At 68.7% G+C, this 14480-nt stretch carries 7 protein-coding genes, 2 tRNA genes and 2 pseudogenes; 8 read left to right on the top strand and 3 right to left on the bottom strand.

Annotation, left to right across the window (positions count from 1 at the left end; translation table 11 throughout):
• Positions 1–607 precede the first annotated feature (607 nt).
• From AB0M56_RS37255 to AB0M56_RS37235, 5 genes and pseudogenes are all read left to right on the top strand, one after another.
• Positions 608–1618, top strand: coding sequence for an iron ABC transporter permease (locus tag AB0M56_RS37255; protein ID WP_364185131.1), 1011 nt, complete (start codon positions 608–610; stop codon positions 1616–1618).
• Positions 1619–2405 (top strand): annotated as a pseudogene (locus AB0M56_RS37250) (ABC transporter ATP-binding protein).
• Complete coding sequence (locus AB0M56_RS37245; protein ID WP_364185129.1) at positions 2398–3402, top strand: ABC transporter substrate-binding protein; 1005 nt, start codon at positions 2398–2400, stop codon at positions 3400–3402. Before AB0M56_RS37250 ends, AB0M56_RS37245 begins: the two are co-directional and overlap by 8 nt.
• Positions 3403–3611: 209 nt before the next feature.
• On the top strand, positions 3612–5234 hold the full coding sequence (gene cimA / locus AB0M56_RS37240; RefSeq protein WP_364185127.1) for a citramalate synthase: 1623 nt from the start codon (positions 3612–3614) through the stop codon (positions 5232–5234).
• Positions 5235–5490: 256 nt separating this feature from the next.
• Entirely contained in the window at positions 5491–6264 is a 774-nt protein-coding gene (locus tag AB0M56_RS37235) for a fumarylacetoacetate hydrolase family protein (protein ID WP_364185125.1), read from the top strand.
• Positions 6265–7602: 1338 nt separating this feature from the next.
• On the opposite strand, the gene AB0M56_RS37230 is transcribed toward AB0M56_RS37235, so the two are convergent.
• Positions 7603–8844, bottom strand: coding sequence for an FAD-dependent oxidoreductase (locus tag AB0M56_RS37230; protein WP_364185123.1), 1242 nt, complete (start codon positions 8842–8844; stop codon positions 7603–7605).
• 344 nt (positions 8845–9188) lie between these two features.
• On the opposite strand from AB0M56_RS37230, the gene AB0M56_RS37225 reads away from it, so the two are divergent.
• The 3 genes from AB0M56_RS37225 to AB0M56_RS37215 all read left to right on the top strand — a co-directional run bounded on the left by AB0M56_RS37225 (position 9189) and on the right by AB0M56_RS37215 (position 10321).
• On the top strand, positions 9189–10025 hold the full coding sequence (locus AB0M56_RS37225; protein WP_364185121.1) for an HAD family hydrolase: 837 nt from the start codon (positions 9189–9191) through the stop codon (positions 10023–10025).
• Between the two features lie 50 nt (positions 10026–10075).
• Positions 10076–10147 (top strand) — tRNA-Gln (locus AB0M56_RS37220).
• Positions 10148–10248: 101 nt separating this feature from the next.
• Positions 10249–10321 (top strand) — tRNA-Glu (locus AB0M56_RS37215).
• A gap of 2060 nt (positions 10322–12381) precedes the next feature.
• On the opposite strand, the gene AB0M56_RS37210 is transcribed toward AB0M56_RS37215, so the two are convergent.
• Together AB0M56_RS37210 and AB0M56_RS37205 are read right to left on the bottom strand one after the other, a co-directional pair.
• Positions 12382–13178, bottom strand: a protein-coding gene (locus AB0M56_RS37210) for an IS5 family transposase (protein ID WP_364185325.1) whose coding sequence is annotated in 2 segments (ribosomal slippage) — positions 12382–12848 and positions 12848–13178 — 798 coding nt in all. Because the reading frame shifts where the segments join, the coding sequence is not laid out codon by codon here.
• Positions 13179–14066: 888 nt separating this feature from the next.
• A pseudogene (locus AB0M56_RS37205) lies at positions 14067–14480 on the bottom strand (HU family DNA-binding protein); the annotation flags it as partial.

Here is a 14480-nt window from a genome sequence, read left to right as displayed (position 1 = left end):
GTGGCGACACATCCGCTGACGCCTCCGCGCCGGCCGGATCCGATTCGCGCGGGTCTGATCCCCTGACCGGAGGCCGGACTCGTCGCTCGCGCCGTTGTCGAAAAGCGGCGAACCCTCCCGCGGCGACCTCGCCCGTGCCAACCCGCGTCTGACGGAACCGCCACTGCTCTCGTCGGTCAGCGGCGAACCTGAGCATGCCGAACGAGCCACCGACGATTCGCCGTCAGCCGGATCCGACATCGGCGGTTCGCCCCGGCCATCCGACGTTCCGGTCCGCCGGCTCCGGCCGTTGCCGGCAGGTGGCGAATCCTCGCGCGGTGACGCTGTCCCGGTCGGCTCGCCTCCGATGGGGTCGTCCCTGGTTTTGCCGTTCAGTGGCGAGTCCGAGCGTGGCGACGAAGCCGCAACTACTTCGCCGCCAGCCGGGCTCGACACCGCCGAGTCCGGTCCGCTGACCGGAGCTCCGGCCGTGCCGTCCAACGCGTTGCCGATAAACGGCAAATCGCGTCCAAAGCACAAATCCGCTGGTGGAAGCGACCCCTCATGGGACGGAGAGACCCAGCGAGCCGCACCCGAGTCACCGAGGCGCAGACGCGTCGGACCGATCGTGGTCGGTCCGATCGTGGTTTTGCTGCTCTCCACTGTCCTGGCAGTCGGCACCGCGACGGCAGCCGTGCCGATCACCCACACGTGGGATTTTCTGGGCGCCGGCCTCTTCGGCGGCACGATCCCCGTGGCCGACGTCGGCCAGTACCGGATCATCTGGGACATCCGGCCGCCGCGCGTGGTGCTCGCGGTCGTGGTGGGCGCGGGGTTGGCGACGGTGGGCGTCGCGATCCAGGCGATGGTGCGGAACGCGCTCGCGGAACCGTTCGTGCTCGGCATCTCGTCCGGGGCGTGCGTGGGCGCGGCCGCGGTGACGTTGTTCGGGGTGTTCGCGTCGCTCGGGAGCTACGCGTTGTCGGCGGGCGCGTTTCTGGCCGCGCCCGGCGCGACGGTGATCGTCTACCTCGTCGCCCGCACGTGGCAAGGCCTCACGCCGCTGCGACTCGTGCTCACCGGCACGGCGTTGTCCTACGGGTTCTTCGCCGTCACCACGGTGCTCGTCTTCCAGGCGCCCAACGGCGAAGCCGCGCGTTCCGCCCTGTTCTGGCTACTGGGCAGCCTCGCCGGCGCCAATTGGGGCTCGCTGCCCGTCGCGGCGGCCGTCGTGGTCGCCGGCACCGTTCTCCTTCTGGCACTGGCAGGCCGGCTCAACGGGTTGGTCATGGGCGACGAAGCGGCAACGACACTCGGTGTCGACGTCGCCAAGCTGCGGGCCGTCCATTTCGTCGTCTGCGCGGCGATGACGGGTGTGCTCGTGGCCGTCAGCGGGGCGATCGGCTTCGTCGGCCTGATCCTGCCGCACCTCGTCCGGCTCGTGGTCGGCGCAGATCACCGGCGAGTGCTCGCCGTCGCGCCGCTCGCCGGCGCGGTTTTCCTCGTGTGGGTGGACGTTGCCGCACGGGTGCTCGCGGCGCCCGAGGAACTGCCGATCGGCGTGCTGACGGCGGCCGTCGGCGTCCCCGCGTTCCTGCTGCTGATGCGGCGGCGCGCCTACGTGTTCGGAGGTGCGTGAATGGACCTCTCGCTCCACGACGTCAGCATCGACGTGGCCGGTCGCACGATCGTCGAAGACGTCACCCTCGAAACCGCGCAAGGACGATTCGTCGGGCTGCTCGGTCCCAACGGCAGCGGGAAATCGACCACTCTGCGCGCGGTCTATCACGTGCTCGAGCCTTCAAAAGGCGCCGTTCTGCTCGACAACCGCCCCTCGAGGACCTTCGGCCGCGTGACCGGGCGCGGGCGATCACGGCTGTCGCGCAGGAGTCGCACACGGAGTTCGACTTCACCGTCGCCGAGGTCGTCGCCATGGGCCGCCTGCCGCACCACGGCCTGCTGGACCGCATGACCGCCACGGACCGGCAAGTGTGCGCGGCCGCGCTCGAGCAGGTCGGCCTCGCGGAGTTCGCCGACCGCGGCGTCCTGACGCTTTCGGACGGCGAACGGCAACGCGTGCTCATCGCGCGCGCCCTCGCGCAGGAGCCGCGGATTCTCGTGCTGGACGAGCCCACCAACCACCTCGACATCCGCCATCAGCTCGAGATCCTCGCCCTCGTGCGGCGAAGCGGCCCGACCGTGCTGGCCGCCCTCCACGACTTCAACCTCGCCGCTGCGACGTGCGACACCGTGCACGTCCTCGACGGCGGCCGCCTGGTCGCGAGCGGAACGCCCGCGCAGGTGCTGACCCCTGATCTGCTGGCCGAGGTGTTCGGCGTGCGCGCCTACCTGGTGACGCACCCGGCGACCGGCCGGCCCCAGCTGTTGTTCGACGGCTCGAGTCCGAGGAGGACAGTCATGCGTAAGACGGTCGCGATGGTCCTGGTGGCCACGCTCTCCGTGACGGGCTGTGGTGCCCAGGTGTCCGAAGGGGACAGTGGTGTCGCGCCGGCGGGCGATCCCGTGACGGTGACCAACTGCGGTCAGTCGCTCACCGCCAGAATGTCACCGTCGCGTGTGGTCACCAACGACATCGGCATCACCGAGCTGATGTTCGCCCTCGGCCTCGACGGCCGGATTGCCGGCTACGTCGTCGACAAAGGACAGTCGGGTGGCGTCGCGTCTTCGCCGTGGAAAGCCGATTTCACGAACGTGCCCAAGCTCGCCGAGAAGATCAACCGCGAAGTCGTGCAGGGCGCCGGCGCCGACCTGGTGTTCGCGGGCTGGAACTACGGCTTCTCCGAGAGCACCGGCTTCACCCCCGACACGCTCACGCAGCTCGGCATCCAGAGCTACCAGCTGACGGAAGCCTGCCGCAACGGCGTCGGCAAGCAGCGCGGCATCATGCCTCCGCTCGACGCGCTGTACACGGACCTGCGCAATCTCGGCAAGATCTTCGGCGTGAGCGATCGCGCGGAGAAGCTGGTGAAGCAGTACAGCGACCAGGTCGCGGCCGTCACGAAGGCCGTCGCCACTCAGGGGCAACGGCCCAAAGTGTTCCTCTACGACGACGGCCGCGATCAGCCGTTCACGACCGCCCGCAACGCCGGCCCCGACGAGATCATCACCAAAGCGGGCGGCACCAACATCTTCTCCGACGTCGACGACAGCTGGACCACCGTCAGCTGGGAGGCCGTGGTCCAGCGCGCGCCCGACGTCATCCTCATCAACGACTACGGCGGCGAGGTCGGCACCGTCGCCGACAAGGAGAACTTCCTCCGGTCGCAGCCCGGCCTGCGTGACATCCCGGCCGTCAAGCAGGGCCGCGTCTTCGCCTTGCCCTACGCAGCTCTCGTGGAGGGCCCACGCAACGCTTCGGCCGTGCAAGCGTTCGGCGCGTACCTGGCTGGTCTGCTCCGTTGATCGGCTCCCAGGAAGTGGGAAGCTCCGCCCGGGACTTGGGCGCTGGGCGGAGCTGTGGCATCATGCAAACCATGACCGCCATCTCGATCATTATCGCCGAGCGCGCCGGATAGACGCTCCACAAGAGCTTCCGGCGCGCAACCTCTCGCACCCATGCGGGAGGTTTTTTGTTGCCAGAAACAGGTTCTGTCCCGCCACAAGGAGACACCGTGACCCGCACGGAGCCCGCCGAAACGCCCCTCGGTGACGCCTTTCACCTCTACGACACCACCTTGCGCGACGGCGCCCAGCGCGAAGGCATCACGTACTCCGTCACCGACAAGCTCGCCGTGGCCCGGCTGCTCGACGAACTCGGCGTGGGCTTCATCGAGGGTGGCTGGCCGGGCGCATTGCCGAAAGACACGGAGTTCTTCGCGCGGGCGGCGAAGGGCGAGCTGGCGCTGAAGCACGCCGCGCTCGTCGCCTTCGGATCCACGCGCAAGGCGGGCACCCGCGCGTCCGAGGATCCGCAGGTCCGCGCGCTGTTGGACTCCGAAGCGCCCGTGGTCACCTTGGTGGCGAAATCCGACCTCCGGCACATCGAACGCGCGCTGCGTGTCGACGTCGACGAGGCGTGCGCCATGGTCCGCGACACCGTCGCGTTCCTGACCGGCGAGGGCCGTCGCGTGTTCCTCGACGCCGAGCACTTCTTCGACGGGTACGCCTTCTCACCCGACACCGCGCTGCGAGTACTCGACGCCGGCGCCAATGCCGGCGCGGACGTCCTCGTGCTCTGCGACACCAACGGCGGCCAGCTGCCGCTCGGCCTCGCGGAGACCGTGCGTGAGGTCAAGGACAAAACCGGGTTTCGCTTGGGAATCCATTGCCAGGACGACACTTCCTGCGCCGTGGCGAACTCCGTCGCCGCTGTGCAGGCCGGCGCGACGCACGTCCAGTGCACCGCGAACGGTTACGGGGAGCGGGCCGGCAACGCCGACCTGTTCGCCGTGACGGGAAACCTCGTGACCAAGCTCGGAATGGAGGTCCTCCCGATCGGAGGAGCCGCCGAGCTCACCCGCGTCTCCCATGCGCTTGCCGAAATCGCGAACCTCGCACCCGACACCCACCAGGCTTATGTCGGGTCGTCGGCCTTTGCCCACAAGGCGGGGCTGCACGCGAGCGCGATCAAGGTGGATCCGTTGCTGTACAACCACATCGATCCATCTTCAGTCGGCAACGGCATGCGGGTACTGGTCACGGAGATGGCCGGCAGGGCCAGCCTCGAGCTCAAGGGACGTGAACTCGGGGTGGACCTTGCCGGCCGGCCCGAAGCGCTGACGAACGCGGTGCGCAAGGTGAAGGACCTCGAAGCGGAGGGCTGGTCGTTCGAGGCCGCCGACGCGTCGCTGGAGTTGTTGCTGCGCCGCGAAGTCGAGGACGTGTCCGGTGAGGAGCCGGTGACGCCGCCGTTCCACCTGGAGTCCTACCGCGTCGTCCTCGACCACCGGTCCGACGGCGAGGTCGTCTCGGAGGCGACGGTGAAGGTCCATGTGAACGGGCAACGCGTCATCGCGACGGCGGAGGGCAACGGGCCCGTGCACGCGATGGACGCCGCCCTGCGGGAAGCGCTCAGCCCCCACCTGTCCTGGTTGGACGCCGTGGAGCTGTCCGACTACAAGGTGCGCATCCTGTCGTCCAACCCGGGCACCCACGCGGTGACCCGTGTCCTGCTCGAATCCAGCGACGGTGAGCGGGAATGGACCACTGTCGGTGTGCACGGGAACATCGTTGAGGCGAGCTGGATGGCGATGTGCGACGCGCTCGTCCACAAGAGCCTCACGGCTCGCGTCTGAGGATCGGCGGCTCCTTTCTGCGGGGTTCGTCGGTGGGCTGCGTCGATGGCTGTTCGGTCAGGTTGACCCATGGCCGGCGTGGTCGTCGAGGGTTTCCGGTCAGAAAGCGGGCGAACGGACCTCTCGTGCACCTCGCGGCGATCGATCCGCAGGTCGTGGGCGACGCGAGGGGTCCATTCGCTCGGAGACGGCGCGAGGGGACCGTTCGCGCCGCCGGGGGCGAGCGTCTCGGCGGCGGCGTACGTAGACTGGCCGAGTGCGTCTAGCCCGTATTGCTCATCCCAGTGGTGGTGTCGCGTTCGCTTCGATCGAGGGCGAGGGCGACGACGCCCAAGTCTTGGAGATCGCCGAGCACCCGTTCGGCCAGCCGAACTTCACCGGCAAGCGGTGGCCGCTCGCCGACGTCCGCCTGCTCGCGCCGATCCTGCCGTCGAAGGTCATCGCCGTCGGCCGGAACTACGCGAAACACGCGGCCGAGTTCGGCAACGAGGTGCCGGCGGCGCCGATGCTGTTCATCAAGCCGTCGACCACGGTCATCGGCCCGAACGTGCCGATCCGCCGCCCGCGTGACGTCGGTCGCATCGACTTCGAGGGCGAGCTGGCGATCGTCATCGGCCAGCCGGTGAAGAACGTGTCGGCCGACCGAGCGGCGAGCGCGATCCTCGGCTACACGGTGGCCAACGACGTGAGCGCCCGCGAACTCCAGAAGTCCGACGGCCAGTGGGGCCGCGCGAAGGGCTTCGACACGTTCTGCCCGCTCGGCCCGTGGATCGAGACGTCGATCGATCCGGCGGACCTGGCCCTGCGCAGCGAAGTCAACGGCGACGTCAAGCAGGACGGCCGCACGTCCGACCTCGTGCACAAGGTGCCGGAGCTGGTCGAGTTCATCTCGGGCGTCATGACGTTGCTGCCCGGCGACATCATCCTGACCGGCACCCCCGAGGGCGTCGGCCCGATCGTCGACGGCGAGTCGGTCTCGATCACCATCGAAGGCATCGGCACCCTGACCAACCCGGTCCAGGACATCTGACTTCGGTTCCACCCGAGGCCCACCGGCCGTTCGCCTCAGAATGGCGACGGCCGGTGGGCCTCCGTATTTCCCGGGTGGTGACTGAGGTCACCGGCTCGTGTTCGGTTCGATTTTCGCCGTTTGGTGGCGATGTTGCCTTGGCCGTCGCCGTGAGGCTGGGACGGTTGCCGCTGAGTGGCGAACGGCTGGATCGGCAGGTTGGCTGCGGGTTTTCCTGCTGCTGGCCACGGCAACGGCGGGTGTCGCCACTCAGCGGCGACGCTCGGCAATCGAGCCCTGCGGCCCGGTCTGGCGTGGTGTTGCCACTGAACGGCGACGTCTTGCCCGACGGGGGAACTGGTCGCCCAGCTGGAAGTCGCCGGGCCGCGAAGGGTCGCGGTGAGGTCGGGTGGGTGTTGCCGCTCAGCGGCGACAGCTTGCCCAGTGGAAAAGGCGGTCGCTGAGCTCGGAGTCGCCCGGTGATTTAGCCTCGCGCCGCGGCCGGATGGGTGTTGCCGCTCGGTGGCGACACCCTGATCAGCTGGCTGCCGAGATGGGAGTTGTCTGCTGACCAAGCCTCGCGGCGCGGTCGGGGTTGGGGTTGCGTTTCAGCGGCGACGGCTTGGCTGGCAGGACCGCGGTGGTTGGAACTGGGAGTCGCTGGGTGGCAGAGCTTTGCGGTGGGGTCGGGGTTGGGCGTTGCCGCTCAGCGGCGACACCCTGGGCCCGGCGATGGGAACTCGTCGCTGAGCTGGGAATCGGCCGGTGTCCGAGGTTCGCGGCGCCGTCGGGTGGGCGTTACAGTTCCGTGGCGGCATTTGGTCGGCGACGAGCGGGCTGTTCGCTCGGAGTTGATCGGCGTTCGCGTCGCGATGCGCGGTGTGGTTGGGCGTTGCCGCTTGGTGGCGACTCCGTGGTTGGCGATGGGAAGCGTCGCCGAGTTTGTTGTCGGCTTCGCGATTGAGCCCTGCGGCACTGTCGGGCCAGCGGTTGCCGCGCAGTGGAGAGGGCTCTGCTGGCGAAGGCAAGCAAGGGGGCTGGATTGGTGTCGCCGTTCGGTGGCGACACGGAAGTTGGCATCGGCGGGGGTACACCTCGGCGTTGCGTGGCGATGTCGTGCGGAGTGGATCGGTTTAGCCGTTGTGTGATGGCGCAGCGATCTGCAGTGGGGTGTCGCGGGGCCAGCGGGGGTATGGACTGGAGTGCCGCCGCGCTCGTGATGCGCGGCGGCACTCGGGGTTGCGGTTGTGGGCTGTCAGGGGTCAGGCGTTGCGTCGCTCGCACCAGCCGGTTGGGCGCGGACTTGTTGCGTGGCTTGGTGGACGCCGCGAGGTGGGGGTGACCTTCGAACCCGACGGGCTATTTCTTCCCGGCGGGTTCCATCGCGCGGCGGGCGAAGGCCGGGGCGTGCTCGGGGCGGAAACCCAGGCCCAGTAGGCGCGCGGGGATGTAAGCGAGTTTGGGGAAGCGCGCGAAGAGGGCGATGAGCTGGGGAGGCGGGCCGTCGCGGCGACCGGACATGACGGGGCGCATCACGGCGCGGTGGAGGAGCCGTTGCAGGGTTTGGACGGCGATCGTCGGGAGTAGGCGGCGGGTGCGGACCTTCGCGAGGTCGTCCCCCGAGGCGGGGCCGCGGAGGAGGGGGTCGGCCAGGAGGGTCGCGGCGGCGACTGCGTCCTGGACGGCGAGGTTGATGCCGACGCCGCCGACGGGCGACATCGCGTGGGCCGCGTCGCCGATGCAGAGGAGGCCGTCGGCGTGCCAGCGGTGCAGGCGGTTGAGGCGGACGTCGAGGAACTTGATGTCGTCCATCGTCTCCAGTTCGTCGACGCGGTCGGCGAACTCGGGGCAGACCTCGACGACGTTGCGGCGGAAGGCCTCGATGCCGGCCGCGCGCAGGTCTTCGCCCTTCGGTGCGAGGTAGGCGATTTGGTAGTAGCCGTTGCGGGGCAGCGGCACCGCGAACCGCCGGTGGTTCATGCGCGGCATGAGCATTGAGCCGACTTCGTCGTCGTGGCGGGAAAGGCGGAACCACCAGACGTCGAAGGGGCAGTCGAACTCCCGCGGCTCCAGGCCGGCCGAGCGGCGCGCGAGCGACCAGCGCCCGTCAGCGGCGATGACGAGGTCGGACTCGAGTTCGCCTTCGGTGCCGTCGGCAGTGCGGTAGCGCACGCCCGTCACGCGGCCGCGCGAGCGGAGCAGGCCGGTCATCTCCGTCTCGAGTCGGAGGGTGAACGTCGGTTCCTTCTGAGCCGATTCGGCGAGCAGGTTGAGCAGGTCCCACTGCGGGATCATCGCGATGTAGGGGTGTGGAACGTTCAACAGCGAGAGATCGGCGAGCTTCATGAGGCCGCCGTCCTGAGTGGGGAAGCCGGCTTCCTTTAACTTGCTGTGCGGGATCGCGTGGAACTTCTCGCCGAGGCCGAGCTCGTCGAGCAGGGTGAGGGTGGACGGGTGGACCGTGTCGCCGCGGAAGTCGCGCAGGAAATCGGCGTGCTTCTCCAGCACGGTCACCTCGACGCCCGCCCTCGCCAGGATCAGGCCGGCGACCATGCCCGCAGGTCCGCCGCCGACGACGACGCAACGCGTGTGCTCGGTCATCTGACTCATCTCCCTCTTTTCATCACCCGTTGAATAACCTCAGGATGCACCCGAGGTGGGTCTCACGTCAAGTGGTCGGTGTGTCACGATGCTGACTGTCCACTGAGGACACACGCGTGTGGGGAGGTTGTTCTTTCGCGGGCGGTTCGTGGCAAGGTGGCCGCTTGAACCGTTTCACTGGCATCGCACGAATCGGTTCACTCACCCGGTTGGCCGGATTCCTGTGTCGTAACCGGATCAACGCTTTCCACGCACTGGGAGTAGACGTGGTGCGCCGGATCAGTGGAGCGGCAATCACCTTTTTGGCCGCGTTGCGAACGCGGCGAGTGCCCTAGCCTCACTGGGTGGATTTCGCCGTGGCACCCCCGACCCCTTCGCGAACCGCCCCTCCGGCACCTGTCGGATCCGAACCTTGGGCGCCTCCGGAACTGCGTCTGGTCTGCCTCGACATCGATGACACGTTGATCGACTGCACCGCCGCGATCCGCGTCAGCCTCCACGCGCTCACCGGCCGCAGTGATCTCTGGCCGTTGTGGGACTTGATCACCGAGGAGCACGTGGCGCTGGTCGTCGCCGGGAAACTCGGGTACGACGTGATGCACCACCGACGCACCGAGTGCTTCCTCGCTGAGCTCGGCATCTCCGCGGATTCGGCGCAGGTGACCGCGTTCGAGGCGCGCCGGCGCGACATCCTCGCCACGTCGTGGCAACTGTTCGACGACGTCCTGCCCTGCCTCGAGTGGCTGCGCGCGGCAGGCCTGCTGCTCGCGGCCGTGACCAACGCCTCGGGTGCGCACCAGCGCCGCAAGATCGCGGACCTCGGGCTGGCGCCGTTCTTCGACCACGTGGCCATCGCCGGCGAGATCGGCGTCGCCAAGCCCGACCCTGTGATGTTCCACTCGGTGTGCCTGGGCCTGGGCTGTGATCCGGCGCAGACCGTGCACGTAGGCGACAAACTCGACACCGACGCCATCGGCGCTCACGACGCCGGCCTCGGCGCCGTCTGGCTCGACCGCGATGGGACCGGTCGCACCGGCGAACGCGCACCCGCCGGTGTACACACGGTCACGACCCTCGACGAGCTGCCTGAGCTGCTGGTTTCCGAGTACGCGACCGTCGGCGTCCCCGTCCAGCGCGCGGCGGGGACCCCCGCTGCGCAGCTGCGCGGCAGCGTGCTCTAGTATTTCTCTCCGTGCGGTGCTGAACCGGCTGAGTCGGGAAAGTGCCTCACTGGGGTATGGTGTAATTGGCAGCACGACTGGTTCTGGTCCAGTTAGTCTAGGTTCGAGTCCTGGTACCCCAGCTGCGGAGAGTGACCCCCCTGCGGAGCGAGAAATCGCCTCTGGTAAGTTCTCTCCAGCAAGAAAAATAGAATAGCTCCTCGGAAACGAGGAGAGATCCTAAGCCCCCGTCGTCTAGCGGCCTAGGACGCCGGCCTCTCACGCCGGTAGCGTGGGTTCGAATCCCATCGGGGGTACAGTTAGTCGCCACCCAGGTTCCGCAGTTGCGGACCTGGGTTTTTGGCATTTCTGGGGTTGGTTGATTTCAGGGCTGAGTGGGGGCCGCTGGTCTGTGTTGGTGCGTGTCTACACGGGACAGTTTGTGGCGGTGGGGTGGCGGCTCGGGTCTTTGGGTCCGGAGGGGCTGTCGGGGGCCGGGGCAGCGGGGGCGGGGCAGCGGGGGTGTTGCTCATGTGTCGGTTGTTCGTCCGCGGGTCGGGTTACGCATGCCGGGCGGGGACCGCCGGAGCTTGTTCTCGGTAGGGACGCGGCTGCCGGCTCGGGGAGCGGGGGCCGAAGCACCAGGCTCTTGATGCGGGGGAGTGGCGGGTATTGGGCCGCCGTTGTGTTTGGTGAGGGGAACTGGTGGGTTTTCGCCAGAGCCAGAGCCAGAGCCAGAGCCAGAGCCAGAGCCAGAGCCAGAGCCAGAGCCAGAGCCACAGCCACAGCCACAGCCAGAGCCAGCAACTGTGGCTGTGGCTGTTCGGCTGGAGGGGAGAGCCGGCCGGCTGAGGGTGGGTTTCCTTCGCTGGTCGACCGGAGGGGCGCGAGTGCAGGCGGAGCGCGGGGGTTGGTTGGGTCCGGTCGCTGGGGTTGGGGGGCGATCTGGCGCCTGTGGCGCGCGGTGGGTGGCGAGGGATCCTTCTCCGGCGCGGCGACGATCTCGGGCGAGTGCGCGACCTTCACGGCAGCGATGGTGGCGGACCGGTTCTTGCGGTGCGGGGCTGGTGGACGTTGTGCGTGGGCGGGCGGGTGCGGACTCGAAGGGGCGGTGTTGCCTGTCCAACGTCGAAAGTGGCGTTGCGGCTGTCCTGTCTTGTGAGCAGCGTGGCCGCGGAGTCGATGAATGCCTTTGGGACGGCGAGGGTCGGGTGCTGCTGCGAGTGAGAGGTGTTGGGCGCTGCCGGAGCCTTCAGGCGGAAGCCTGCCGGTGGGCCAGCCGACGCTGAGTGTCAGGGCGTCGGGCAGGGATTCGGGATGGTGGTGTCGCCGGTGAGCGGCGCGGGTGTCTTGGGCGCGATGCGGGCCAGTGGGTCGGTTGATGCTGTGTCGGCGTGTGGGGGCAGGACTCGGGATAGGTGGTGTCGCCGGTGAGTGGCATGGGTGTCTTGCGTGCGATGCGGGCCGGAGGACGGCGTGTGGGGCGGGAACTCGGGACACGCGGTGTCGCTGGTGAGCGGCGTGGGTGTCTTGGGCGCGATGCGGGCCGGTGGGGCGGGGACTCGGGGCGGGTGGGTGTCGCTGGTGAGTGGTGTGGGTGACTTGGGTGCGAAGTCGGTTGGTGGGGTGGTTGATGCTGTGTGTCGGTGTGTGGGCGCCGAGCCGGGATGGGCGTTGCTTCCGATGGTTGGCGTGGATGACCTGCACGCGAGGTGTGCCGGTGGGGCCGGTCGAAGCTGGGTGCGAGAGGGGCCCGGGGAGGCAGCGCTGCCGGGGTGCCGGTGGTTCGGGTGCTCTGGGCGGGAACGGCTGATGCTGTGCGGTGAGGCGTGGGAGATGGCTTCGGGGAGGCGTGTCGCGGGTAGCGGTAAGGGTGGCGTTGGGGATGTCTAGTGCGCGAAGCGGGCCGAGGAGCAGGTCGGTGATGTGCGGTGGGCGAGGCGGTTTTCGGCGCGGTGGTGTTGCCGGTGAGTGGCGATGAGGTGGCCCGGGCTGTTGCGCGCGACCTCTGCTGGGCGGGGCCGGTCGATGCTGTCGACGGCAGGGGGAGGGGCGGTGCTGCCGGCGTCGGTGATGGTGGCCGGTCGGGTGTCTGGGTGCGAAGCCGGCGGGGAGAGAACGGCGGACGCTGCGCGGCTGCTGGGAAAGAGCTTTGAGGAAGCGGTCCTGCCGGTGAATGGTGATGGGCGTGAGGGGCTGTGGAGATCGCTTCGCTGGTGGTTGGCGGATGGCGTTGGACGAACCTTCGGGTAATGGCGATGCCTCGCTCAGTGGAACTGATTGGCGTATCGAACCATTGCGAGGGAAGCCGATTTGGATCGGCTGATATGACGGCCCGAGAGAGAACTGGATCGGGGCGGGGTATTGAGAGCATGTCTCACTTGGCGAGTTTCTTGTAGCAGGTGATGGCGGCGGCGAGGGTGAGGAAGGCGAGGTAGTGGCCGGCTTTGCGTTCGTAGCGGATGGTGAGTCGGCGGTAGCCGAACAGCCAGGCGATGGCCCGTTCGATCACCCACCGGTGTTTGCCGAGTTTGTCCCGGGATTCGATGCCTTTGCGGGCGATGCGCGGGAGGATCCCGCGCTGGCGCAGCCAGTCGCGCAGGGCGGGGATGTCGTAGGCCTTGTCGGCGTGGAGCTTGGCCGGTTTCCGGCGCCGGGGTCCCCGGCGGGAGCGGATGGCCGGCAGCGCGTTGATCAGGGGTCTGAGTGCGTGACTGTCGTGGGTGTTGGCCGCGGAGATTCCGACGGTCAGGGGCATGCCAACCCGGTCGGACAGCACGTGGATCTTCGAGCCGGGTTTGCCCCGATCAACCGGGCTCGGCCCGGTCAGACCGCCCCCTTTTTGGCCCTGACGGATGCCCCGTCCAGGACCGCGCGTGACCAGTCGATCAATCCCCGGCCGCCCAATTCGTCCAGCACCGCTCGGTGCAACTGCCGCCACAGCCCGGCCTCGGTCCACTCGGTGAACGTCCGGTGCGCCGTGGGCACCGACACTCCGAACGACGGCGGCAGATGCCGCCACGCACAACCGCTGGTCAACACGAACACGACCGCCGTGAACACCGCCCGCGGATCCGTCCGCGCACGCCCACCACCCTGCGGACGCTCCTTCGCCGGCGGAATCAGCGGTTCCACCAGCGCCCACAACTCATCGGGCACCAACCGTTGCGACAGCGAGTCGATCACAGCACAAGATCATCGCAGACTCGCAAGAAGATCCAAACGAGACACGCTCTGAGTGCGGGGTGATCGTGGTGACGGGGGAGCCCGAGTCGGATCACTGTTGCGGGCCTGAGAGACGCGTTTAAGGAATGTGCGGGGGACCGGATGGATAGGGCTTGCGGTGGGCGAGGATTCGTCGCGGAGGTAGGGAAGTCGAGGTTGGTGAGGTCTGGGGCTTCACCGGCGGGGCACTGGGTTGGGCCCGTAACGCCGTGCTGTGCAGGCCGATGTGAGGCTGGGCGGGGCCGACGCCGGCGGTGAGGCGCGGGCAGTTCGTGGCCGTGATGCCGTGCGGCAGGCCGAAGTCACCCATGGTCGGGCCGATGCTGGCGGCAAGGCGGATCGATCCCGTCCGGGGTCGCGATGGTGCGCGGTAGGCCGTCGTCGGTCAAGGCGGGACCGATGTCAGTGGTGAGAGGGAGCCCGGTCCGGGGCTGCGTTGCTGTGCGGCAGGCCACTGTCAGGCAAGGCGGGGCCGACGTCAGTGGAGCGAGGGAGTCTTGCCCGGGCTGCGATGGTGCGCGGCAGGCCGATGTCGGGCAGCGTGGGATCGACGCCAGTGGCGCGAGGGAGTCTCGCCCGGTGTCGCGATGGTGCGCGGCAGGCCGAAGTCAGCCATAGCGGGGCCGACGCCGGCGAGAGGGGAGTTCCATCCAGGACCGCGTTGTCGTGAACTGGAGTGACTTCAGGTCAGTTCGGTGACTGGGTCCGTTGCCGGACAGACGGTTCCGGCCGAAGCCACCGGCGGGCAAAGACCCCGGACATGCGGCAGGGCCCCGTCCCGGGAGTGGGAGGGGCCCTGCCGTGAAGTGCACGTCCTGACGTAAACGCCGGGTGGTGTTACTTCTTCTTCGCAGCGCTGGTGCGCTTGGCGGCCGGCTTGGCAGCGGCCTTCTTCGCGGCAGGCTTGGCGGCGGTCTTCGTCGCGGCGGCCTTGGTCGCCGTGGCCTTGGCGGCGGGCTTCGCGGCGGCGGCCTTGGTGGTCGTGGCCTTCGCGCGCGTGGCGGCCGGCTTGGCGGCGGCGGTCTTCGTGGCGGCGGCGGGCTTCGCGGCCGTCGCGCGGGTGCGGGTGGTGGTGGAGCGCGTCGCTGCGGGGCGGGTGGCCGTGGAGCGCGAGGCGGTCGCACGCGTCGTCGTGGTGGCGCGCGACGCGGTCGCCGTGGTGGTGCGCTTGACGGCGGTGGCCTTCGGCAGCTTCTTCGTGCCGGAGATGACGTCCTTGAACGTCGTGCCCGCACGGAAGGCCGGCACGTT

It is taken from the genome of Amycolatopsis sp. NPDC051372 (genome assembly GCF_040682095.1).
Classification (GTDB): domain Bacteria; phylum Actinomycetota; class Actinomycetes; order Mycobacteriales; family Pseudonocardiaceae; genus Amycolatopsis.
This window is presented reverse-complemented; position numbering and strand designations above follow the sequence as displayed.